Raw genomic sequence first — 24,336 nt, 5'->3', positions numbered from 1 at the left:
GCCTAACAATTCATAATCAGACAATGATCGATATGATTTCTGATTATGGACGTTACTTGAGACTGGATAGGGGATTATCTAAAAATACCATTACTTCTTACCAACAAGACTTATTAGAATTCAGTTATTTTTTAGAAGGCAATCACAAGTCACAGTATCCTGAAGATCACTTTGTCATTACTAATTTTTTTGCGGATCAAGACAAAGCTGGTAAGTCTAAAACTACACAGATGAGGATGTTCTCATCATTGAAGCGATTTTATCAGTGGCTGGAATTGATCAATAAAATTCAAGTTAACCCTATGAACGAATTAGATGCACCAAAGAAAGGCCAACATTTGCCGGTGGTTTTATCCATGGATGAAGTCAATCGACTGATTGAATCGCCGGATATATCTACACCGTTGGGCATCAGAGACAGAGCAATTTTTGAGGTCATGTATGCGACGGGATTGCGAGTAAGTGAATTAGTTAATTTATCTATGGGTGATTTACATCTTGACTTAGGCCTGATCAAAACATTGGGAAAAGGTGATAAAGAAAGATTATTGCCAATCGGTGATACTGCAATAACTTGGCTCAAAAAGTATTTTGCGGAAACACGTGAGCAGTTAGTCCAAAGATATGGTGAACAAAAAGAAGTTTTTTTGAATTTCCGTGGTAATAAATTAACTCGTCAATCAATTTGGCGCATGATAAAAAAATATATTGCACAGATTGGAATAAAAAAAGATGTCACACCGCACACGTTGAGACACTCTTTTGCGACCAATTTACTCGAAAATGGTGCAGATTTACGTGTTGTTCAGGAGTTATTAGGTCACTCTGATATTTCTACTACCCAGATTTATACACATATCAATAAAACGAGAATGAAGCAGGTTTATGAAAACTCACATCCCCGTGCATAGGAGGTAGTCATGCTCAATAAATATAGTGATGAAAATAAAAAAATTGCAATGGGATTTTTGTCATATATCCCAGATTTAAAAGATATGTCTAATTTGGATCAAGAATTGAAGTTATACAAAGAAGATGAGAACCGCCAACTTTATTTGTGGAAGAGTAATATTGAAGATTACTCAGGCATTGTGGCGCTTTCTTTTTCGGATCATACAATTTTTATCGAGTATATTTCGTTAAGTCCCTCATATCGATCGCAGAGCAATATTTTTAAGATCTTTGATGACATTCAACGTAAGTTTCCAGACTTATCGATCTTAGGCAATTTTAATTTGGGTAAACTATTAAAATCTTGGCGTGATCAAAATGCCGATAAAGAGAGTGAGACGTCAGAAGAATAGTCATGGAAAAACTAAAATTAGTATTAACAGACTTCGAGGGACCGATCGACTTGTTGCTTCATCTGATCAAGGAATCTAAAATCGACATTTACAATATTCCGATTGCACAAATAACTCAGCAATATATCGATTATTTGAACAGTATGAAAGTTCTTGAATTAGATATAGCTGGTGATTACTTGGTTATGGCATCGACATTAATGTCTATTAAGAGCAAAATGTTGTTGCCACAATCTCCAGATGAAGTCGACGAAGATTTCGATATGAACGATCCGCGAGAACAATTAGTTTCGCAACTACTGACATATCAGACTTTTAAGCAGGTTTCGGCTTACTTCGATGAAAAGGCTCAAATGAGGAAATTGTCGTTTGACAAAGATATGAGTGTTCCACAAATTCAATTGGAACAATTCTTAAAACCTGATTCTGTGGCATTAGAAGATCTGACGACAACGTATGTTGAATTGCTTAGGCAAGAAAACAATCGTCAGCCACAGACTGAAATAATTCAAAATGAAGTTCTATCGATAGAGGATGCAGAAGAAAACATTTTGAATAAGTTGTCGATCGCTAAACGTGCGACATTCAAGTCGCTGTTAAAGATACAAAACGATATTGAAGAAGTCGTAACAGATTTTATGGCGATCTTAGAGATGATAAGCAAACAGCAAATCACAGCTGTCCAAGATAGTCTCGATGGTGAATTAATAATTGAATTGAGGAATTAACATTGTATCAAGCAAAAATTATGGCATTACTTTTCGTTGCGGGTGATCAAGGTATTAAAGAAAAAAGTCTCGCCGAGTTATTGGAAATAGATAGTGCGGCCCTTAGACAGAATATTGATTTGTTAAAAGTGAAATTAGCTAGTGATCCAGATTCTGGTATTCAATTGGTTGATTTTAATTCAAAATATAAATTAATTACTAAGAGCGAATACAGCGACTTGCTGACGAGATATTTTAAATCAGGTCTAGGCACGAAGCTGAGTCAGGCTGCGTTAGAAGTCCTTTCAATCGTCGCATATCGTCAACCGATCACTAGGATCGAGATAGATGAGATTCGTGGTGTTCAGAGTTCTGGTAGTATCAATACATTATTAGCAAGAAATTTAATAATGGAAAATGGTAAAAAAAATGTTCCCGGACATCCCAATCTATACGTTGTTACAGATGATTTTTTTGATTATTTTGGAATCAAAAGTTTAAAAGATTTACCACCGATAGAAAAGTTTGAAAATACACAAGAAGAAAATATGGGAGATTTAGATGGAGAAAGTTAGATTACAAAAATATATGGCAGATGCAGGTGTTGCATCACGTCGTGCGTCGGAGAAGTTGATTGCGGAAGGCCACGTTGTCGTTAACGGTAAAACAGTGACTGAAATGGGGATCAAAGTTGATCAACGCGATAAAGTTGAAGTAGATGGAATTCCACTTCATGATGAGAAGAAACGTTATATTTTGTTGTACAAACCACGTGGAGTTATTTCTGCAGTTAAAGACGATAAGGATAGGAAGGTCGTAACCGATCTGCTTGAAGATGATGTTAAAGAACGTGTCTATCCGATCGGCCGTCTAGATTACGATACCTCAGGTTTGTTATTATTGACCAATGATGGAGAATTTGCTAATCAATTGATGCATCCTCGCTACCATGTTGATAAGACATATGTAGCTAAGGTTCGTGGTTTCTTAACAGTTGAAGAAATCAAAAAAATGGAACACGGCATGAAGATCAAGGAAGGCAAGAAGGAATTCAAGACTGCGCCTGCCAAAATTCATGTAATGTCTAAAGATAATAAAAAGAACACTTCATTAGTAAAAATCGTGATTCACGAAGGTCATAATCATCAAGTTAAGAAAATGTTTGAAAATGTTGGACATCCAGTCGAAAAACTATCTCGTGAAAAATATGGCTTTTTGACATTAGATGGTCTAGTTTCTGGTAAGTATAGAAACTTGACTCGTCTTGAAGTTGCTCAGCTAAAAGAGAGACGTTAGTCGATAATTGAAGTAATATAGAATATAATCTGTAATTGATATATGAATTGGCATATTTATTGTACGTTTCAAAGTTTTTTAAACAGTTGTAAATTAATAAATAGTCTGATATATTAAAAGTGAAAAATTTAATAAGTTGGTTTTCAGGGCAGGGTGCGATTCCCGACCGGCGGTAAAGTCCGCGACCCAGCGTTGCTGGTTGATTGGGTGTAATTCCCAAACCGATAGTTAAAGTCTAGATGAAAGAAAACGGAGAGGTCTGTTTTGACGTGCCCTATTTAGGTGTATTTCAAAGCAGACCTTTTTTCTTTTGAAAATCGACGGGAAGGGTTGATTTTATGGGAAGAAGTACATATAGATTTCACGCATTGATAGGAGTAGCAGTTTTTTCTGCATTAGCATCTATTGTAATGTTTTTTGAATTTCCAGTATTGTTTTGGTTACCATTCTTGAAGATAGATCTGAGTGACGTTGTAACGATCATTGGAACATTCGCATACGGACCAGTGGGAGGAATTGCAATTGCCTTCATTAAGGGGATCGTTCACTGGCTGATCACTGGTTCAGGTGTAGCAGGGATAATCGGGGACGGTGCAAGTATAGTTGGAGCCATCGCACTATTACTTCCATTTAACTATTTTTGGCAGAAGAATAAAAAAGTCATGGCAGTTATCATGGGAACACTTTCGCTAACAGTTATTATGTCGATATTAAATTATTTCGTCGTTATGCCATTGTATATGGGTGTCGTCGGGATGAAATTAAATATGAATTTAGCAACGTATGTTGCTACCGGAGTAGTACCATTTAATATCGTTAAAGCACTAATTATTTCTGCTGGTGTGATCGTTTGTTATCCTAAATTGAAAGGTCACTTTTTTATTAAATAAAAAAGGTATATTTAAGGGCTTTTTATAAATCTTTAAAGAAAAATTTTAAAGTTTTATGATATGCTTTAAGGGATAGAAATTAGGAGGTTGGTTTTTAATGGCCGATAATAACAAAAACAATACTTCTGGTGGTGTTCGCATCCCTAAAAGCACTGACGGTCTGGATGGTTCCGTTAGTCCTGAAGATTTGAGAAAATACAATTTATTGCCATCTGACGGTCAAGATATCCCTACTGATAGTGGCGAGAATATCGAAGAAACTCCCGGTGAGGATGGATACTCTGAGCCTCAACCAGCAGAACCATATTCAGACGATGTTAATGATAATGTTGATGTTCAAGATGACTATGACGAACCACTCGATGAACCTGATTCTGAAGAAGCAGCTCAGGATGATTATGATCATTTGCAAGCTAGCAAAAACGGTGGAGATCATTTGAGCCAATCGGAAAAGTCCGATGACAAGAGTAATGTTGCTCCAGCCGCAGCTGCTGCGGCCGCTGGTTATGTTGCTGGGCATTCAGGTCAAGGTTCAGATGATGTTTCTGCAGAGGATGAGCTAGGTGACAATGAACCAGATCTTAATAATGAAGATACTAATGATACAACTGGTGATTCCCAAACTGATGAATCTCAATCAGATGATTCTGAAGACGATGAAAAACCATGGGAGAAGACGTTTGATTCTGATGAGGATGAAGAGGGTCATGTTTCTCGTGCCGTAAGCAAAGGTAAGCAACGTGGTAATCATACGTTGGTTGCTACATTAGTAATCGGCTTGATTATTATTATGTTTACTCCAGTAGTAATCAGTGCCGTTCGCGGTAATAGTGGTAGCGGTGAACTAGATAGTTCGCAATCTTCCAACTCTTCAGAGAGTAAGGATAAGGCCGCCGCTAAAAAGGCCGCCGCTAAAAAGGCCGCCGCAAAGAAGAAGGCAGCAGCTGAGAAAAAGGCAGCAGCCAAAAAAGCTGCAGATAAGAAAGCGGCTGAGGAAACTGCAAAGAAGAAAGCAGCAGCTAAAAAAGCCGCAGCTGAAAAAGAAGCTGCCGCTTCTAATAATTCCAATAATACTACCGATAACTCAACAGCTAGTGACAACACTACTAGCAATACTACTGATAATACACAGACACAGCAAAATACTGATACCAATAATAATTCAGGTACTACTACTGATAATGGTTCGACTTCAGATACAGCTGATAGTGGTGCAGCATCGTACTATACAGTAAAATCAGGTGATAATTGGTTCAGAATTGCATACAACAATAATTTGACGACAGCTCAGTTACAGAGTCTAAACGGTGGTATCTCGACACTAACACCAGGAACACAATTAAGAGTTAAATAATAATTATTATAGTAGACTGGGACAAGACACTGTTTTGTCCCAGTTGCTTTGTTTAAATAGGGAGTAAAATTATGCAGATAGCTATAGATGGTCCAGCGTCAGCTGGAAAAAGTACAATTGCTAAATTAATTGCAAAAAATTTAGGTTTTGTTTATTGTGATACTGGTGCGATGTATCGAGCAGTCACATTGCTTGCAAAAAAGAATAATGTGGATTATGGTGATAGCTCTAGTATTTTACAATTAATGAGTGAACATAAAATTCATTTTATTAACGAAGATGATGGACAACATGTCTTTCTTGACGATGAGGATGTCTCTGATGCAATCAGAACGGAAGATATTACTAATAATGTTTCGCAAGTGTCAGCCATCAAAGAAGTAAGAACTGAATTAGTAGAGATGCAGCGACAAATGGCCGGTGATATCGATATTGTTATGGATGGTCGAGATATTGGTACAACGGTATTACCAGATGCGGATGTTAAGATATTTTTAATTGCAAGTGTTGCCGTTCGTGCTGAACGCAGGTACAAAGAAAACATCGAACGTGGTATTGACACGTCACTAGAGGTTTTAAAAGATGAAATAGCGGCTCGTGACTATAAAGATTCACATCGTAAGATTTCTCCGCTCAAAAAGGCTGAGGATGCAATTGAAGTGGATTCTTCTGATATGAATATTGAGCAAGTTGTCGCACAGATTACAAAAATCATTAATAGTAAAAAATAGAAATGTAGGGAGGTAGATTTATGGCAGTTCCAGTAGTAGCTTTAGTTGGGCGTCCAAATGTTGGTAAATCAACAATTTTTAATAGAATCATCAATGAGAGATTGAGTATTGTCGAGGATACTCCTGGTGTTACTCGTGATAGGATCTATTCACGGGCAAGTTGGCTAGGTAAGGAATTTCGTTTGATCGATACTGGTGGTATTGATATGAGCGAGGAACCTATGACAGTTCAGATCAAGAATCAAGCTGAAATCGCAATTGACGAAGCAGATGTCATTGTATTTATCGTGAATGGTCAAAATAGTGTTACTAAGGAAGATGAGGATGTTGCTAAGATCCTTTATCGTACCAAAAAACCAGTCATTCTAGCGGTTAACAAAGCAGATAACCCTGAACAAAGAGAAAATATCTATGACTTTTATTCACTAGGATTTGGTGATCCTAATCCGATTTCTGGTGCTCAAGGTACAGGTATCGGTGACTTGCTTGATGAGATCGTTAAGGCCTTTCCAACGGATGACAAGGATGAGGAAGATGAAACTGTTAAGTTCAGTTTCATCGGTCGTCCCAACGTTGGTAAGTCATCATTAGTTAACGCAATTCTTGGTGATCAACGAGTAATCGTCTCTAATATTGAAGGAACGACTCGTGATGCGATCGATACTAAGTATCACGATGAAAAATTAGACAAAGACTTTACGATGATCGATACGGCGGGTATTAGAAAACGTGGTAAAGTTTACGAAAATACTGAAAAATACTCTGTCTTGAGAGCATTGAGTGCAATCGATAAGTCAGACGTCGTTTGTGTTGTTTTGAACGCTGAAGAAGGTATTCGTGAACAAGATAAGCGTGTAGCTGGTTACGCCCATAATGCCGGTAAAGGTGTCATTATTGTTGTCAACAAGTGGGATACTCTCAAAAAAGATAATCACACTATGAAGGACTTTGAAAACCAAATTAGAGATGGGTTCCAGTATTTATCATATGCTCCGATCCTATTTACTTCGGCAACGAAGGGTCAAAGATTAGATCAAATTCCTGAACTTGTAACTAGAGTCTATGATAATCGTGAGAGACGTATTCAATCTGCTGTTTTAAACGACTTATTATTACGTGCGACTTCTATTGCACCAACACCAGTTGTTAATGGTAAGAGATTGAGAATCTACTACATGACACAAGTTGCTGTTCAACCACCAACATTTGTTGTCTTCGTAAATGACAATGAACTATTACATTTTTCTTATGAAAGATTTTTAAAGAACCAATTGAGAGCGACTTTCGATTTCGAAGGAACTCCAATTAAAATCTTGCCGAGAAAGCGCAAATAGCCCTAAACGGCGGCAAAATGAGCGTTTTTATAAATATATTTATATTAATTGCAAAGATTTAGATTTTTATTCTAAATTAGAGCGTAAAAGCTTGCCACAACCCTAGTGCTATGGTACTTTTGTTAATGGAATGATGAACACAGTCGTCGTTCATGTGTTCTAAAATTATACAAATCTCCGGAGGTATTACGTATGGCAAATAAAGCAGAACTTATTGACAGTGTTGCAAGTAAGACTGGCCTAACAAAGAAAGATGCTACTTCAGCAGTTGACGCTGTTTTTGAAAGTATCCAAGAAAACTTATCAGAGGGTAACAAGGTTCAATTAATTGGCTTTGGTAACTTTGAAGTACGTCAACGTGCAGCTCGTAAAGGCCGCAACCCACAAACTGGTGAAGAAATTAAGATCCCAGCAAGCAAGGTTCCAGCATTCAAGCCAGGTAAGGCTTTGAAGGATTCAGTTAAATAGTTTTAATTTTGGGGGCGGTCGGTTGACCGTCTTTTTTTATGCAAATATAAATAAATAGTAATAAGTGAAAAACGGGGGAAGTAATTTGACTAAAGCAGATGAAGTAATGGATACGATTGATGCCGGTGATTTTACTAAGGTAGACAGTTTAATCCAAGAATCACTTGAACAAGACGACGATCAGACACAATTTTCGTTAGCTGAGACATTGATGAGCCGTGGGCTCTCAGTACAGGCAAAGACGATTTATGAGCATTTATTAGTATATTATCCAGATGAGGGTCAGATTCTTTCTAGATTAGCCGAAATAGCTGTTTCAGATGGAGATTCAGATCAGGCGTTGGATTATATATCACAGATCAGTCCTGATTCACCAGCATATGCTGAGAGCTTGCTAGTCTCAGCTGATATTTATCAATCTCAGGCTTTGTACGAAGTCAGTGAGCAAAAATTATTGACCGGTATTAGAAGTTATCCTGAGGAAGATGTTTTCAAGTTTGCGTTAGCAGAATTGTATTTTGATGAGAATCTCTTCAGTAAGGCGTTAGTATACTATGACATGCTCTTAGATGAAGATATAACTAACTATTCGGGTATTTCGATCGTATTGCGTAAGGCTAGTTCTTTAGCTGGAGATGGTCAGTATGAAGAAGCGATTGAAGAATTTGAAAAACTAAATGCGGTTGAATTGAATGAAGATGCGCAATATCAACTAGGATTTTTGTATAATCAAGTAAAGGATTATAATAAGTCTATTAGTACATTGGAAAAACTACTTGAGACTAATCGTGACTATCCAACTGCATATGAGATTTTGGCTGAAGACTACTTGAATATCAAGAAGAATCAAGATGCGTTTAAGTATGCTCAATTAGGGATAAACTTAAATGAACTAGATGAAAGACTGTATCAGATTGCCTTTGATTCTGGAGTTTCAGATGAACCGGCTGAAGCATTGTCGATCATCAAAGAAGGTATCAAGACAGTCGAAAGACCGATGCCATTAATTATCCGTTTGAGTGATTTTTACGTTACACATGGTCAATATAAAAACAACTTGGACTTATTGGATGGTGTTGAAGTTAATGGTAATCCTAAATTAATTTGGAACCTAGCTAAATCATATTTTGAAACATCTGATATAGCTAAGGCACAAGAAAATATCTTGTTAGTCTTAGACGACTACAAAGATAATCTGGACTATTTGACTGATGTGATTGAAATCTTGCGTAGTAGTGGCGACAAAGACGCTCTCAAGGCAGCATTGACATTGTACTTAAAGCAAGATCCAGATAATGATGAGATGCAAGAACTAATGGATCAAATTTAACTTAGTGAGGTAATTATATGCGAATTGAACAACTTCCTTCAGATTTTGAACAGGCGTTACCAGTTCTAGAAGAAATTGAAAAAGCAGGTTTTGAGGCTTATTTTGTTGGGGGAAGTGTGCGTGATCACATATTAGGATTACCGATTCACGATGTAGATATTGCTACAAGTGCGTATCCAGAAGAAATTAAATCTATTTTTAAACGGACGGTGGATACTGGTATTCAACATGGGACAGTCACAGTTCTGATCGGTGAAGATTCGTATGAGATCACGACTTTCAGAACCGAGTCAGGTTATCAAGACTTTCGGCGACCTGATCAAGTGACTTTTGTTCGTTCGTTGGAAGATGATCTCAAGCGTAGAGACTTTACTATCAATGCATTGGCCGTCGATCGAAATGGAAATGTGATCGATAAGTTTGACGGTTTGGGTGATTTGGACAAGCATATAATTCGAGCAGTCGGCAAGGCTGAGGAAAGGTTCCATGAGGATGCTCTACGGATGATGAGGGCGGTTAGATTCCAATCACAATTAAATTTTGCGGTTGAAGCTAAAACTGCCGAAGCAATCGAAGATAATGCATATTTGTTGGAGAAAATTGCCGTCGAACGAATCAGGGAAGAATTCATCAAACTGATGCTCGGTAAAGCTTGGCAGACTGGATTCGCTGACTTTTTGAAGTTGGATTTGTCAGAATACTGTCCATCATTTAAGAATCAACATGATAAATTAATAAAGTTGCTGAATTTGGAAAATTTACCATTTATAGATGAAGAGGCCGCTTGGACAGCCATTGGTTATGCAATGGAATTGACACCAAAACAATTCAACAGGATGCTTCGTGATTGGAAAGTCTCCAATAAGTCTCGTGAGGCCAGTGTGGCTACTGATAAAATGCTAAAACAATTCAGAGATGGTGATTTTGATCTGTGGGGTATTTATTGTGCCGGTGTATCAAATTTTGATCGCGTCGTCAGCCTGTGTAAATTATTCCAGATCGAAATTGATGAAAAAGCATTGACTGAGAGTGTACATAATATTCCCATCAAATCTAGTCGAGATTTAGCAATCAGTGGAAATGATATTATCAAGATATTGGATATAAAACCGGGTCCAGAAATCGGAAAATACATGTCTGAAATAGAGCGTAAGGTCGTGGAAGGAACCGTTTACAATAATTTTGATAATTTGGAACATTATTTGTTAAGTGAATAGGGTTGCTGTGGTATCATAATCTTAGTAAGTAATTTAGTATTCGAAAGGATGGTAATATATGACTAAACATGTTTTCAAAGAATTGAAATTTTACTTCAGAAATGGTGATACTTGGACAGTTGATCACGGAGAAATGAGTGATGTTTGGATCGCTCGTGTAACTACTAGTTATGGACGTATCTCTGGTGGACGTATGCAAGAGATTCATCCATGCAAACGTTTCAGAATCGAAATTCTACCAGATGCTGATTATATCAAGGACGCTGATGTTTCAACAGCAGCAATGAATGATGGTATGTTCAACCGTGTAATCAAGTATCAAGATATTGAAAAATGTGACCTTGTATTTGAAGATGACGAGGATAAGGCACCAATGCAAATTTACTTCCCATTCAAACAAAAGGATGCTGAAGGTTTGGATAATGTCTATCAAACATCTACCATCTCAGCTAAGACAGGTAACCTATACATCTCGATCGATAGAGATCATACTGTCTTCGATATTTATCACAAAGGTTTGTAAAATAAAAGCCTCACATAGATGTGGGGTTTTTGTTTTGCCAATTTTTATGTGATAATTAATAAGATATCTTTGTAGATAAGCAGAGAATGACTATATTAAAATTAACGTGGTGAATTATTTGAAAACTTTAAATATCTCAAATGCATCTAAAACATTTGGCGAGAGAACACTTTTTAAAAATGTTACTTTCACCATTGGTGAAGGTGATAGAATCGGTTTGCTTGGACTGAATGGTGCAGGTAAAACCACATTGTTAGATGGAATCGTTAGTCCAGAAGATCTGAACACGATTGAAATCGAAAAACCTAAAAACTACAAAATAACTTATTTGACTCAGCAACCTGAACTAGATGAAGAATTGTCAGTTATCGACTCGGTATTCGCTGGTAGTGGTGAAAAATTCCAGCTCATCAGAAAATACGAACGTTCGTTGACGAAATTTAACGCCAATTCTACAGATTCTAAAATTCAAGATGAGTTTTTCAAGTTGCAAGAACAAATGAATGCGGCTGAAGCATGGCAAATGGAATCTGATGTTAAATCAATTTTGAACAAATTGGGAATTACTGAATTGGACAAAAAAGTTTCTGATCTGTCAGGTGGTCAACAAAGACGTGTGGCACTGGCACAAACTCTGATCTCTGATTCGGATCTACTTATTTTAGATGAGCCAACTAATCATTTGGACTATGAAGCGATTGACTGGTTAGAAGGTTATTTGAATAAGTATAAAGGTTCAGTTTTGTTCGTTACTCATGATCGTTACTTCCTCAATACGGTTGCGACAAGAATTTTTGAACTAGAAAATCGTAATGTGACTGAATATGATGGTAATTATGAAAAATACTTACAACAAAAGGCAGATAAAGAAGAGATTTACGCCTCTGAACAACATCATAAGACACAGATGTACAAGAAGGAACTAGATTGGATGCGTGCAGGTGTCAAGGCTCGTGGGACGAAGCAACAGGCACGTATCGACCGCTTCAAGGACTTAAAGGAAGACTTACAAGATAAACCTGACGTGCAAAAAGACATGTCGATCGACATTGCTCAGCAACGATTAGGTAACGATGTGTTTGATATCAAAGATGCCAGCTTGAAGTTTGATAATAAAGTTATAATTGATGATTTTAGTTATCTAATAACTAAGGGCGATAGAATCGGTGTTACTGGGTCTAATGGCTCCGGAAAGACTACTTTTTTGAATACGATCGTCAATAAGATCCCACTAGACTCTGGTGAAATCAAAACTGGTCAAACAGTTAAGATTGGTTACTACACGCAGTATACAGAAGATATGGATCCTGACAAACGTGTGATTCTTTATCTTGAAGGAATCGGTCAAAATGTCCGTAATACTGATGGCGAGAGAATGTCTGCTTCACAATTGTTAGATACGTTCAAGTTTGACCACAAGATGCAAAGTGCCTTTATTCGTGAATTGTCGGGTGGTGAGAAACGTCGGCTGTATTTGTTAGCTATTTTAATGAACCAACCGAATGTGTTATTACTTGATGAACCAACCAACAACCTTGATATCGAAACACTGACAATTTTGGAAAATTATTTGGAGAGCTTCAAAGGTACTGTTTTGGCAGTATCACATGACAGGTATTTCCTAGATAAAACTGCGGACAAATTATTGATCTTTGAAGGCAATGGAAAAATCAAAGAAAGCTATGATTCTTATTCAGAATACCTTAAAAAGATGAATGAACAAGCTCAGGCTAAACACCATGAAGCTAAAGAGAAGAAACAAGAAGAAAGTATTATTGAGAAAAAAGAACAAGAGAAAACTAAGTTAACTTACGCCGAAAAAATGGAGTTTGATAAGCTAGAGCCTCAAATCGAAAAAATCGATGATGAGATTGCAACTTTGAAAGACCAACTTAATGATGACTCCAATGGATACCAAGAGTTGATGGATTTTCAACGTCAACTGGATGAAAAAAATACTGAAGCAGATAAGTTAATGGAACGTTGGGAATACTTAGGTCAATTCGAGTAGAGCTTGAAGGAGAAATTATGACGAATACTAATGAGCAACAATATTTGGACCTTTTAAATTATGTATTAAATAATGGACATAAAAAAAGTGACCGTACTGGTACCGGCACGATCAGTACCTTTGGTTATCAAATGCGGTTTGATCTATCTAAATCATTTCCGCTTTTAACAACTAAAAAAGTTCCTTTTGGATTAATTAAGAGTGAACTACTGTGGTTCTTACACGGTGATACCAATATTCGTTATTTGTTACAGCACAAGAATCATATTTGGGATGAGTGGGCTTTTAAAAAATACATCGAAAGCGATGAATACAAAGGACCCGATATGACTGATTTTGGTCGTAGAAGTTTGATCGATGATGACTTCGCTAAAGAATATCAGATTCAAAAGAAACGGTTTGATAAAAATATTCTTGAAGATGATGAATTTTCAAATAAATTTGGTGATTTAGGATTTGTTTATGGTGCACAATGGCGTCATTGGCAAACACGTGATGGTGGTATTATTGATCAAATCGAGAATGTGATCGATCAAATTAAGAACACACCTGATTCTCGTCGAATGATAGTCAGTGCTTGGAATCCTGAAGATGTGCCATCCATGGCATTACCTCCATGTCATACGTTATTTCAATTTTATGTCAATGATGGTAAGTTATCGTGTCAACTATACCAAAGAAGTGCAGACCTGTTCTTAGGTGTGCCGTTCAATATCGCTAGTTATGCGTTGTTGACACACTTAATTGCACGTGAGACAGGTTTGGAAGTCGGAGATTTTGTCCACACGCTTGGTGATGCACACATTTACTTGAACCATCTTGACCAAGTTAAGACGCAATTAGCTCGCGAACCTCATGAAGGTCCACAATTAGAAATCAATTCGGATAAGAGCATCTTTGAACTAGATGTATCCGATATTAAAGTAAATGATTATAATCCAGAACCAGCAATTAAGGCACCTGTTGCCGTATAAGGAGAAGACAGATGATTATTAGTTTTGTATGGGCAGAAGATAAAAATCACATTATCGGCAAGGATGGTAGTTTACCGTGGTCGATGCCAAAGGATCTACAACATTTTAGGGATGTGACAGCACATCATACGATCGTGATGGGACGTAAAACTTTTGAGAGTTTTCCCAATGGTCCACTCCCCAATCGATTGAATATCGTTATTTCACGTAATAAGGATTATCAAGTTCCAGATTCAGTTGTTTTGATTTCTGATAAAGAAAAATTGAGTGAGTATGTTGATAATGATGCCGAAGTTATGGTAATTGGCGGTGCTGGTATTTTTGACTTATTCAAAGACGATGTAGACAGATTGTATTTAACACGGATCGACCACGAGTTTACCGGTGACGTAAAGATGATCGACTTGGACTATGACAAGTTCGAATTGACCGAAAAAAAAGAAGGTATTGTGGATGATGAGAATATCTATCCATATACCTTCGAAACTTACGATAAAATTAATTAACATAGAAATAAACTGAGAAGTACATCAATGCAGTACCGATCATAACAAAAATGTGCCAGATAACGTGGACGAACTTGAGATTCTTGATTAAATAGATTCCTGCTCCTAACGTGAACGCCACACCACCAGCAACTAATAGCCAAATACCGGTTGCTCCGATGGAATGATACAGAGGCTTCATGGCGATAATTATCGCCCATCCCATAAAGACATACAATAATGTCTCTAAGTATTTGAACCTACCAACGTTAAATATCTTGTATAAGATACCTAGGATTGCTAGAACCCAGATGAACGATAGTATGCCAATACCAAATGCTGAGCCGCGTAAGGCCACTAAGCAAAATGGAGTGTAGGTACCCGCAATCATCAAAAAGATTGAGCTGTGGTCGAATATTTGAAATACACGCTTAGCCTTGGTGAAGTATAGACTGTGGAAGAGCGTTGAACTCAGATATAAAAAAAATAATGTGAACGCATAAATAAAATATGCTGTGATCTCCACGGGATCACCTCGTTTGAATCCTTTTATCAGTAGAAAGACTGCACCGATAATTGCTAAGACGATACCGATACCGTGGGTTACGGCACTAAATATTTCATTGGTAATTAGATACTTTCTAGTGAATGCTTTAACATTTTTAGTCAATTTCAAGACCAACTTTCTAATATCTTAATCTCATTCTAACGTAGTTATCGTTAATAAGTAACCGACAACTATAATAAATCAATGCTTTCAATTAATATGTTGAAAGCATATTTTTATTTTCAATAATTTGATTAAGTATAATATAATAATAGAAGATGTTAAAATTTATGAATATGTTTTTGCAAAAGAGCATTTAAATGTAATCTTAAAAACGTTGATATATCAATAACATTTAATATAGTGGTTCAAATCTGTTATAATTTAATCGATAATAATGAAAACCCTATGAAAGAGGGATAAAATGAACAAAGTAAAAATCCTTACCGATTCGTCGGTACAAATTACTCCAGAAGAAGTTGAGAAGTACGATATTGGAGTCGTTCCACTTACAATAAACATTGATGGTAATACTTATACTGATGGTGTCGACATTACTCGTGAAGAGTTTGTTAAAGAGATGGATTCTTCCAATGAGTTACCGAAAACATCGCAACCGTCCATTGGTACCTTCATGAGTGTTATTGATGAGGTCCCTTCTGATTACACTGACATTTTATCACTGAATATGACTGAAGCAATCAGTGGAACTGTTAATGCGGCTAGACAAGTTGCCGAAATGACAGATCGTCATATGGAAGTAGTCGATACTGAATTTACTGATCGCGCCTTGGCATTCCAAGTTATCCACGCTGCTAAACTCGCACAGGAAGGCAAGTCCATGGATGAGATCAAACAATCCATCGCAGTGCTTCGTGAGCATACGTATTTATACATGGGTGTCACAAGTATCGAAAATATTCTACGTGGCGGTCGGTTAAGCCGATTTGCCAGCACTCTATCTACGTTGTTGAACATCAACCTTGTTTTGACACTGAAAAATAACAGTTTGGATATTGCTAAACGTGGACGTGGTCGTAAGACGATTGAAAAATATATGAACAATGTTATGGAAGAAATTAAATCGCTTGAGAATATCAAGGCTATTGGCATTTCGTACGTTGACAAAATGGATTATGTTAATGAATTAAAAGACAAACTAAAAGAAATTGTACCGGATGTTCCTTTACTGATCAGAGTAACTAGCCCAGTTATTGCGACTCATGCTGGATCAGGGGCTTTCGCAATTGAATTTTATACAGAGTAAAGGACTGGGACAAAACATAGTTTTGTCCCAGTTTTGTTTATAAATGAGTTATTTTTGAAAGATGGATTAATATATGAAGAAAAAAAGCGTTATTATCACGTTGATCGTGGTTATTTTAGTAGCAATTGGTGGAGGATTAGGTTATTATTTTACTCAATCTAAAACTGGCAATCAGTCAGATAAGACTGAAAATGTTGCTAAAAAGAAAAAGAAAGCAATTCCTAAGAAAAGTACCATTAATATAGTAGCAATCGGTGATTCATTGACAGAGGGTATCGGTGATTCTAAGTCAGTCGGCGGTGGGTATGTTACTCGATTGAAGCAAAAAGTTCATGACAAATACAAAGTTAAAACTAATGCTTATAATTATGGGGTCTCTGGTGATACTAGTAATCAAATTATGACCAGAATACAAAATGACGATAACATCCATAAGGACCTTCCAAAGGCTGATATTATAACTGTAACGGTCGGCGGGAATGACTTTATGCATCTATTGAAGCGTAAAGGAATTGATTTGACTGTTACTGACATCGATAATGAACAAACACAATTTGATGAACGATTGAAGCAACTTTTGTCTGACATTAGAAGTTATAATAAAGATGCACCGATTTATTTAATCGGTATTTATAATCCGTTTAGTATTTATCTATCGAATGTTAAGGGTGCTAAAACGGCATTTATTAATTGGAATAAGAGTTCAGCACAAGTCGCCTCAACTGTGAATGATACTTACTTCATTAATATTAATAATCTTTATATGTCCAAAAAGGCGATGAAAGTAGTCAAAGAAGATGGGACTAATCCGTATTTGTACAAAAAAGATCATTTCCATCCAAACGCCAAAGGTTATGATATGATGACTGCTAGAGTTTTTGAAGAAGTAAGTAATACATCGAAGGAGTGGCTGATCAAATAGTTATGAAGAATAGAAATTATTGGAAATATGCATTTTTGGCACTTATAGCCATTTTAGTGGTTGGTTTTGGAATACTAGGAACAAAAGTATTAAAATCTTCAAATGAACCTTATCAAGTATCTTCAAGCATTGGATCTGAAAATGACAAGGTATTTACTGTTAATATGAACAAAAAAGAAGCCAACAAAATGGCACAGTATTATCTAAAAAATACCTTGAACGATGGTAAAACTGAATATCAGTTAAAGCTAAAAAATGATGCAGAATTAACTGGTGCGATTGCATTTTTAGGCTCTAAAATTCACTTTACATTAGTTATGTTGCCATATGCAAAGACTAATGGGGATGTTTTATTAAAGGCTAAAGCGATTAAGATCGGTGATCTATCATTACCTATTGGTTTTGTTATGAATTATATCAATAATAGTTTTAAAATTCCGGAATGGGTCAGTGTGAATAGTAAAGATAAAACAATCTTGTTGAAATTTACAAAGTACACTACCAAAGAAGGTTATGGTATTCGTGCTAAAAAGATAGATTTGAAGAAGAACAAGCTACAATTTGATATTATGAATAAAAAGATAACTAGTAAACAATAATTATATTTTAGGGAGGGTTCAATGAGACGTAGTTTTTATGAATTCTTAATGACTTTGCGCAACGCAAATAGTAATGAGCCGGAAGCTGAATTCGCGGCTAACGCACAACGTGACCAATCTTTTCCTAAACAGGAAACTGATTATGAAAAAATTTCAAATTATCTAGAATTGAATGCCGGTTATTTACCGAGTATGACAATTTTTGATGAGGCGTTTCAAAAGTATCAAGATACAGACAGAAAATAGGTGAAAATGATGGCGTTACAATGGTATCCAGGACATATGAACAAAGCAAAAAATCAAGTACAAGATCGACTGAAAATGGTTGATATCGTACTTGAGATAGTTGATGCACGATTGCCTTTTAGTTCTAGAAATCCGGTATTGGAACAAATTATTGACCAAAAGAAGCACATTATTATTTTAAATAAGGCTGATTTAGCTGATCCTAAGCTGACCAATGATTGGAAACTCAACTTTGAGCAAGAGGGCACCTCTGCAATTGAATTAGATGCCAAACATAATAAAGGATTAGGCAAAATTAATTCTATGATTCATCAAGAATTGGCAGATAAAATCGATAAATACGAAAAAAGTGGTGTCAAAAATTATCGTATTAAGGCGATGTGTATTGGAATCCCTAATGTCGGTAAATCAACGATCCTGAATCGTATTGTCGGTAAAAATGTGGCAGTCACTGGTAATAAACCGGGAGTTACTAAGAATCAAAATTGGTTAAAAACTAAGTATGACATTGACTTATTGGATACACCCGGTATTCTGTGGCCTAAGATCGACGATCCAAAAGTGGGGATGAAACTTGCACTTTCAGGAGCTATTAAGGATAAAATCTATTCTCCAGATGACGTTGCTATCTATGCTTTGGACTTTTTAGAAGCCCATTATATGGATCGCTTATTAGAAGCCTACAATTTGGACAGATCGGATTTATTCAATCACACGACACCAGAGTTATTGATGCATCTGACTGAAAAATTCGGCTATAAAGAAGATTATGAACGTGCTTCCAGACGAATCATCGATGATATTCGAAAATTAAAATTAGGTCGTATCACACTTGACGTACCAGGTGAATTTTATGAAGAATAAATTGACCATCAGCGATGTCAAAGAATTGTTAGCTGTTCACCCGGATCAAAATACACTTGAACAGTTGGCTAATGACGAACGAGTTGGTGTTCAAAACTTATTAAGGCAATATTTTAAGAGAATAAATCAACAAAAAGAACTGATCGATAATTTTCACAAGAAGGAATTTTTAGAACGTGATTATTGGAACCATGGACTAACGGTTGCTGGCGTGGACGAAGTTGGACGAGGTCCTTTGGCCGGACCTGTTGTTACAGCGGCAGTGATTCTACCAGCCGACAATACACTTTATGAAGTTGATGATTCTAAAAAACTAACTCCTAAAAAACGCGATAAAATCTATCGCCAAATTTGTGAACAAGCAATTGATATTAGCATCGGTGTGGGTAGTCCCAAACTTATCGATCAAGAAAATATTTATCATGCAACAGAATTGGTGATGAAAGATGCTGTCGATCGTTTATATTTAAAACCCAATCATATTTTAGTAGATGCTATGACGATTCCTGTTAACATTGGACAAACAAAATTGATCAAGGGTGACTCCAAATCGTTAAGTATTGGAGCGGCAAGTATCGTTGCAAAGGTATCTCGAGATAGATTGATGAGTGTATACGATAAAATTTATCCTGAGTTTGGATTTTTAAGAAATGATGGCTATGGAACTAAAGAACACCTGCAAGCATTAGATGAGTACGGTCGAACGCCGATCCATCGCCTGAGCTTCTCACCAGTCAAAAATACTAATAAGTTATATAAAATGCCATTTTCGTAATTTAATTATGAAGGTGGTTTTTTTATATGATGATGAAATATAAACTGACGATTTTTTTAATTAAATGTCGATTAACAATGATGATTTCCAATCAAGAAATGCTTAAAATTATTAAATTATCTATAAATAGTGATAATCTGGAACAAGATGCTTTTGATTTTTTGAAGAATAAATGGAAGTGGGAGAAATTTAGCCAGTTTCTACTATTATTTAGAGAACAAGAGGCATCTGATATTCAGGCGATAACATATTTGAGCAATGAATATCCAAATATATTGAGAGAGATTTATAATCCACCAGCATTGCTATTTTATCGTGGAAATATTAATCTATTAAAAAATAATTGTATAGCTATTGTTGGAGCAAGAGAGGCGACAGAATACAGTTATCGCTGTATCAACGGTCTTGTACCGCGGATAAAGGGTCGATATACGGTTGTCAGTGGTTTGGCTAAGGGTGTCGATGGTTGGGCACACCAAGCTGCCCTTAATAATAAGGTAGACACGATTGCAGTAATTGGCAATTGTTTAGATGATTATTACCCAGCTAATAATAAAGAATTACAAGATGAAATCTTCGAATTTGGTCTAGTTATTAGTGAATATCCGCCCGGTTGTCACATAAGAAGGTGGCATTTTCCTCAACGAAACCGTATAATCGCAGGTGTCAGCCAAAAGGTAATCGTAACTGAAGCAAAAGAACGTAGTGGTTCATTGATTACAGCGGAGATCGCGCTTCAAGAGAATCGTGATGTGTACGCGATACCTGGTAGAATAGACGATACATCATCAAGAGGGTGTAATAAACTAATCGAAGAAGGAGCAATTCCGCTAAATAATTTTAACGAATTGTAGATAACGCTTTCCCAATTTAGTAATTAAATGTATCATTTGAATTGACAATTTTCAAAAATCATATAATATATTGAACAGTTTTTAATTGATTCATTCAGAAAGGAGCACTTTGCGTGACAGCGAAACAAAAGAATTTGGTGATAGTTGAATCACCATCAAAAGCAAAAACAATCGAAAAGTACTTGGGACGTAATTATCACGTTGTCGCTAGTCTAGGTCATGTTAGAGATTTACCTAAGAGTCAAATGGGTGTCGATATCGATCACGACTACGAGCCAAAATATATCTCCATTCGTGGTAAAGGCCCTGTTATCAAAGATTTAAAGAAAGAGGCAAAGAAGGCCAAAAGAGTTTATCTGGCAGCCGATCCGGATCGGGAAGGTGAAGCTATTGCCTGGCATGTTTCTCATCTACTAGGTTTAGACGTTGACGGAAAAAATCGAGTTGTGTTCAATGAAATCACAAAGGATACTGTTAAACAGGCATTTAAGACGCCTCGCAGTATTGATATGAACTTGGTTGATGCCCAACAAGCACGTCGTGTCTTAGATCGATTAGTAGGTTATTCTATTTCTCCAATTCTCTGGGCAAAAGTCAAAAAAGGCTTGAGTGCTGGACGTGTTCAATCAATCGCGCTTAAATTGGTTATTGAACGTGAAAAAGAAATCAAAAAGTTTGTTCCGGAAGAATATTGGACGATTGAATCCGTATTCAAACATGACAAAGATAAATTTAAAGCTAATTTTTATGGTATCGATCACAAAAAATTAGAATTAAAGAATAATGATCAAGTACAAGAAGTTCTTGGACGTATCAATAAGCAAGATGACTTCGAAATTGAAAAGGTTACTAAGAAGGAACGTAAAAGATTCCCAGCAGCACCATTTACGACAAGTTCCCTGCAACAAGAGGCTAACCGTAAGTTAAATTTCAAGACTAGAAAAACTATGATGGTTGCTCAACAACTTTATGAAGGAATCAACCTTGGTCGTAAGGAAGGTACGGTAGGTTTAATCACTTATATGCGTACTGATTCTAAGCGTATTTCCAAAGTTGCTCAAGCTGAAGCTTCTGAATTCATTCATGATGAATTTGGAGAACCATTTGCAGCAGTAAAAAAACGTCAAGATAAGAACCAAGAAGGTGCACAAGATGCCCATGAGGCTATTCGTCCATCTTCAGTTTTACGTACACCAAAATCACTCAAGGAGATCTTGTCTCGTGATCAATATCGTTTGTATGAATTGATTTGGTCTAGATTTGTTGCAAGTCAAATGACACCTGCAGTCTATGACACGATGACAGTTGATTTGACTCAAAATGGTGTTATGTTCAGAGCCAATGGTTCAAAGATCAAATTTGAAGGATATCGTAAGGTCTATCAGAGTACTTCTGAATCTAATAAAAAAGATAATATCTTACCGGAATTGGCTGAAGGTGACAAGGCTCAGTTACAATCCAATGACCCTGCACAACACTTTACGCAACCACCAGCAAGATTTACTGAAGCTTCACTAGTTAAGGCGCTGGAAGAAAACGGTGTTGGACGTCCGTCCACCTATGCTCCAACAATTGATACTATTCAGAGACGTTACTATGTTAAATTGAATGGTAAGAGTTTTGAACCTACTGAGCTAGGTGAAATCGTTGACAATTTAATTCAAGATTATTTCCCGGATATCGTAAATATCGACTTTACAGCTCACTTGGAAGACGAGCTGGATGAGATTGAAGAAGGTAAGGAAAATTGGATCAAAGTCGTTGATAATTATTACAAGCCTTTCGCCAAAGAATTAGAATCAGCGGAAAACAAAATTGAAAAAGTTCAAATCAAAGACGAACCTGCTGGAATGGATTGTGATATCTGTGGTGCCCCAATGGTGATCAAAATGGGACGCTATGGTAAGTTCTATGCCTGTTCTAGATTCCCTGATTGTCGTAACACCAAACCTATCGTCAAAGAAATCGGTGTTGTTTGTCCTAAATGTAAAGAGGGACAAGTCATTGAGAGAAAGTCTAAAAAGAATCGTATCTTCTATGGTTGTTCAAGATATCCCGATTGTGATTTCGTTTCATGGGATAAACCAATTGGTCGTGATTGTCCTAAGGATGGTCATTATCTAGTTGAAAAGAAAGTCAAAGGTGGTCGCCAAGTTATTTGTCCTAATGGTGATTACGAAGAACAGGTTCAAAAATAGTGTTAGAACAATCTTTGATTGACAAATTCATTGATTATTTGATGATCAATCATCACTATTCAGAAGATACCAAAAGTTCTTATTTAGAAGACATTAATAATTTTGTAAAGTTTCTTGATCACAATGGTGGATTTAAGGGATTTACAAAGGTCAATCGGGTCGATGTTGAAACTTATTTGACATACCTAGATGAAAAAGATTATGCGGATGAAACTGTGGCTAGGAGAATTTCAGCGTTACGATCGTTTTATAATTTTTTGTTACGCAATAAGTTCATTAAAACTAACCCATTTGATTTAGTTCAACTTCGTCACAAGGGTAGAAAATTGCCACGTTTCTTTTATGAAAAGGAAATGAATCAGCTGTTTGAAGCAGTTAAAGGCGATGATCCACTGTCCGAAAGAAACTCTGCATTATTGGAGTTACTTTATGCCACAGGGATGCGTGTCAGTGAATGTGCTAATTTGGAATTAGGACAATTAGACTTCACTAATGGCATAGTCCTAGTTCACGGTAAAGGTGATAAAGATCGTTATGTTCCTTTCGGTAGTTATTCAAACAGCGCCTTGACTCGTTATATCGATGATGGTAGAAAAAAATTGATGGATGCTGGTAAACAGGACCATCAGTTTGTGTTTGTTAACAACCGTGGTAAAGGATTGACCAGTAGAGGCATAGAATATATTTTGACTCAGATTATCAAAAAAACTAGTTTGACGTCAGATATTCATCCTCACATGATTCGCCATACCTTTGCCACACATATGCTGGATCACGGGGCAGATTTGAGGACGGTTCAAGAATTACTCGGACATTCAAGTCTTTCAACTACTCAGATTTATACTCACGTGACGATGGAACATTTACAAAAAGATTACAAAAAATATTTTCCAAGGTAAGGTAGGTAAATAGATGACTACTATTGTTGCAGTTAAACATGATGGACACACAGCTATTGCTGGAGATGGCCAAGTTACATTGAGTGAAAAATTCATTATGAAAGGTTCAGCTCACAAAATCAGACGTATCTTTGATGACCAAGTTATCATTGGATTCGCTGGTGGCGTAGCTGATGCCATAACATTGCAAGATTGGTTAGAGAAAAAATTAAAATCATATTCAGGTAATTTGAAGCGTGCTGCGGTTGAATTAGCTCAAGATTGGAGAAAGGATCCTACTCTTCAAAAACTAGAAGCAATGCTGATTGCCATGGATAAGGATAATTTATTATTGATTTCTGGTAGTGGCGAAATTATTGAACCTGATGAAGATGTAGTAGCAATTGGCTCAGGTGGCAATTTTGCTCAGGCAGCAGCCATCGCAATGCAACGCCATGCCAGTGACATGGATGCAGAACAAATGGCTCGTGAAGCGATTAAAATCGCATCAGGGATCGATATCTTTACCAACGATAATATTATTTCAGACAAATTTTAAACT

Annotated in this window: 27 protein-coding genes and 1 riboswitch; of the genes, 26 read left to right on the top strand and 1 reads right to left on the bottom strand. The window is 36.6% G+C overall.

Annotated elements, in window-relative coordinates:
- The first annotated feature begins 23 nt into the window (after window positions 1–23).
- The 16 genes from xerD (at window position 24) to AC27FM_RS01510 (ending at window position 14,645) form a co-directional block, all read left to right on the top strand.
- Window positions 24–911 carry a site-specific tyrosine recombinase XerD gene (gene xerD / locus AC27FM_RS01585; protein WP_487086062.1) on the top strand — a complete coding sequence of 296 codons (888 nt, stop codon included), beginning with the start codon at window positions 24–26 and terminating at the stop codon, window positions 909–911.
- Window positions 912–920: 9 nt separating this feature from the next.
- Complete coding sequence (locus AC27FM_RS01580) at window positions 921–1,304, top strand: RibT protein (protein ID WP_487085546.1); 384 nt, start codon at window positions 921–923, stop codon at window positions 1,302–1,304.
- Window positions 1,305–1,306: 2 nt separating this feature from the next.
- On the top strand, window positions 1,307–2,032 hold the full coding sequence (locus tag AC27FM_RS01575) for a segregation and condensation protein A (RefSeq protein WP_487085545.1): 726 nt from the start codon (window positions 1,307–1,309) through the stop codon (window positions 2,030–2,032).
- A 20-nt stretch (window positions 2,033–2,052) separates the two neighbouring features.
- Entirely contained in the window at window positions 2,053–2,586 is a 534-nt protein-coding gene (scpB, locus tag AC27FM_RS01570) for an SMC-Scp complex subunit ScpB (RefSeq protein WP_487086060.1), read from the top strand.
- Window positions 2,573–3,307: a pseudouridine synthase gene (locus AC27FM_RS01565; protein WP_487085543.1), complete on the top strand. Its 735-nt coding sequence runs from the start codon at window positions 2,573–2,575 to the stop codon at window positions 3,305–3,307. The genes scpB and AC27FM_RS01565 overlap by 14 nt, the downstream gene beginning before the upstream one ends.
- A 135-nt stretch (window positions 3,308–3,442) precedes the next feature.
- Window positions 3,443–3,562: riboswitch (FMN riboswitch) on the top strand.
- 83 nt (window positions 3,563–3,645) lie between these two features.
- Window positions 3,646–4,197, top strand: coding sequence for an ECF transporter S component (locus AC27FM_RS01560; RefSeq protein ID WP_487085541.1), 552 nt, complete (start codon window positions 3,646–3,648; stop codon window positions 4,195–4,197).
- 97 nt (window positions 4,198–4,294) lie between these two features.
- The gene (locus AC27FM_RS01555) at window positions 4,295–5,551 is read left to right on the top strand and encodes a LysM peptidoglycan-binding domain-containing protein (protein ID WP_487085539.1); all 1,257 of its coding nucleotides are present in this window, start codon (window positions 4,295–4,297) and stop codon (window positions 5,549–5,551) included.
- Between the two features lie 71 nt (window positions 5,552–5,622).
- Window positions 5,623–6,282: a (d)CMP kinase gene (gene cmk / locus AC27FM_RS01550; protein ID WP_487085537.1), complete on the top strand. Its 660-nt coding sequence runs from the start codon at window positions 5,623–5,625 to the stop codon at window positions 6,280–6,282.
- Between the two features lie 20 nt (window positions 6,283–6,302).
- Window positions 6,303–7,616 (top strand): ribosome biogenesis GTPase Der, encoded by a 1,314-nt coding sequence (gene der / locus AC27FM_RS01545; RefSeq protein ID WP_487085536.1) that lies wholly within the window; start codon window positions 6,303–6,305, stop codon window positions 7,614–7,616.
- 192 nt (window positions 7,617–7,808) lie between these two features.
- Window positions 7,809–8,084: an HU family DNA-binding protein gene (locus AC27FM_RS01540; protein ID WP_010623460.1), complete on the top strand. Its 276-nt coding sequence runs from the start codon at window positions 7,809–7,811 to the stop codon at window positions 8,082–8,084.
- Between the two features lie 85 nt (window positions 8,085–8,169).
- Complete coding sequence (locus AC27FM_RS01535) at window positions 8,170–9,414, top strand: tetratricopeptide repeat protein (RefSeq protein WP_487085534.1); 1,245 nt, start codon at window positions 8,170–8,172, stop codon at window positions 9,412–9,414.
- A gap of 17 nt (window positions 9,415–9,431) precedes the next feature.
- On the top strand, window positions 9,432–10,631 hold the full coding sequence (locus tag AC27FM_RS01530) for a CCA tRNA nucleotidyltransferase (protein ID WP_487085532.1): 1,200 nt from the start codon (window positions 9,432–9,434) through the stop codon (window positions 10,629–10,631).
- Between the two features lie 58 nt (window positions 10,632–10,689).
- Window positions 10,690–11,154 carry a hypothetical protein gene (locus AC27FM_RS01525; RefSeq protein WP_487085530.1) on the top strand — a complete coding sequence of 155 codons (465 nt, stop codon included), beginning with the start codon at window positions 10,690–10,692 and terminating at the stop codon, window positions 11,152–11,154.
- A 109-nt stretch (window positions 11,155–11,263) separates the two neighbouring features.
- Window positions 11,264–13,165, top strand: a complete 1,902-nt coding sequence (locus tag AC27FM_RS01520) for an ABC-F family ATP-binding cassette domain-containing protein (RefSeq protein WP_487085528.1) — start codon at window positions 11,264–11,266, stop codon at window positions 13,163–13,165.
- 17 nt (window positions 13,166–13,182) lie between these two features.
- Window positions 13,183–14,139 carry a thymidylate synthase gene (locus AC27FM_RS01515; RefSeq protein ID WP_487085526.1) on the top strand — a complete coding sequence of 319 codons (957 nt, stop codon included), beginning with the start codon at window positions 13,183–13,185 and terminating at the stop codon, window positions 14,137–14,139.
- Window positions 14,140–14,150: 11 nt separating this feature from the next.
- Complete coding sequence (locus tag AC27FM_RS01510) at window positions 14,151–14,645, top strand: dihydrofolate reductase (protein ID WP_487085524.1); 495 nt, start codon at window positions 14,151–14,153, stop codon at window positions 14,643–14,645.
- On the opposite strand, the gene trhA is transcribed toward AC27FM_RS01510, so the two are convergent.
- On the bottom strand, window positions 14,638–15,300 hold the full coding sequence (trhA, locus tag AC27FM_RS01505) for a PAQR family membrane homeostasis protein TrhA (RefSeq protein WP_487085522.1): 663 nt from the start codon (window positions 15,298–15,300) through the stop codon (window positions 14,638–14,640). The genes AC27FM_RS01510 and trhA overlap by 8 nt on opposite strands.
- A 295-nt stretch (window positions 15,301–15,595) precedes the next feature.
- On the opposite strand from trhA, the gene AC27FM_RS01500 reads away from it, so the two are divergent.
- The 10 genes from AC27FM_RS01500 (at window position 15,596) to hslV (ending at window position 24,333) form a co-directional block, all read left to right on the top strand.
- Entirely contained in the window at window positions 15,596–16,438 is an 843-nt protein-coding gene (locus tag AC27FM_RS01500; protein ID WP_487085520.1) for a DegV family protein, read from the top strand.
- A 73-nt stretch (window positions 16,439–16,511) separates the two neighbouring features.
- Window positions 16,512–17,360, top strand: coding sequence for a GDSL-type esterase/lipase family protein (locus AC27FM_RS01495; protein WP_487085518.1), 849 nt, complete (start codon window positions 16,512–16,514; stop codon window positions 17,358–17,360).
- A 2-nt stretch (window positions 17,361–17,362) separates the two neighbouring features.
- Entirely contained in the window at window positions 17,363–17,959 is a 597-nt protein-coding gene (locus AC27FM_RS01490; RefSeq protein WP_487085517.1) for a YpmS family protein, read from the top strand.
- Between the two features lie 21 nt (window positions 17,960–17,980).
- Window positions 17,981–18,205, top strand: a complete 225-nt coding sequence (locus AC27FM_RS01485; RefSeq protein ID WP_487085515.1) for a YozE family protein — start codon at window positions 17,981–17,983, stop codon at window positions 18,203–18,205.
- 9 nt (window positions 18,206–18,214) lie between these two features.
- A complete protein-coding gene (gene ylqF / locus AC27FM_RS01480; protein ID WP_487085513.1) occupies window positions 18,215–19,069 on the top strand; it encodes a ribosome biogenesis GTPase YlqF in 855 nt (284 codons plus the stop codon).
- Window positions 19,059–19,844, top strand: a complete 786-nt coding sequence (locus AC27FM_RS01475) for a ribonuclease HII (RefSeq protein ID WP_487085511.1) — start codon at window positions 19,059–19,061, stop codon at window positions 19,842–19,844. The genes ylqF and AC27FM_RS01475 overlap by 11 nt, the downstream gene beginning before the upstream one ends.
- 77 nt (window positions 19,845–19,921) lie before the next feature.
- The gene (gene dprA, locus AC27FM_RS01470; RefSeq protein ID WP_487085509.1) at window positions 19,922–20,698 is read left to right on the top strand and encodes a DNA-processing protein DprA; all 777 of its coding nucleotides are present in this window, start codon (window positions 19,922–19,924) and stop codon (window positions 20,696–20,698) included.
- Between the two features lie 113 nt (window positions 20,699–20,811).
- A complete protein-coding gene (gene topA / locus AC27FM_RS01465) occupies window positions 20,812–22,896 on the top strand; it encodes a type I DNA topoisomerase (RefSeq protein ID WP_487085507.1) in 2,085 nt (694 codons plus the stop codon).
- Window positions 22,896–23,795: a tyrosine recombinase XerC gene (gene xerC / locus AC27FM_RS01460; protein ID WP_487085505.1), complete on the top strand. Its 900-nt coding sequence runs from the start codon at window positions 22,896–22,898 to the stop codon at window positions 23,793–23,795. Before topA ends, xerC begins: the two co-directional genes overlap by 1 nt.
- A 13-nt stretch (window positions 23,796–23,808) precedes the next feature.
- Window positions 23,809–24,333: an HslVU peptidase proteolytic subunit gene (gene hslV, locus AC27FM_RS01455; protein ID WP_487085503.1), complete on the top strand. Its 525-nt coding sequence runs from the start codon at window positions 23,809–23,811 to the stop codon at window positions 24,331–24,333.
- Window positions 24,334–24,336: the final 3 nt, after the last annotated feature.

The organism is Companilactobacillus sp. y65-5, from assembly GCF_057541095.1.
The sequence above is the reverse complement of the archived record's forward strand: the minus strand, read 5'-3'. Positions and strand labels throughout refer to the sequence as shown.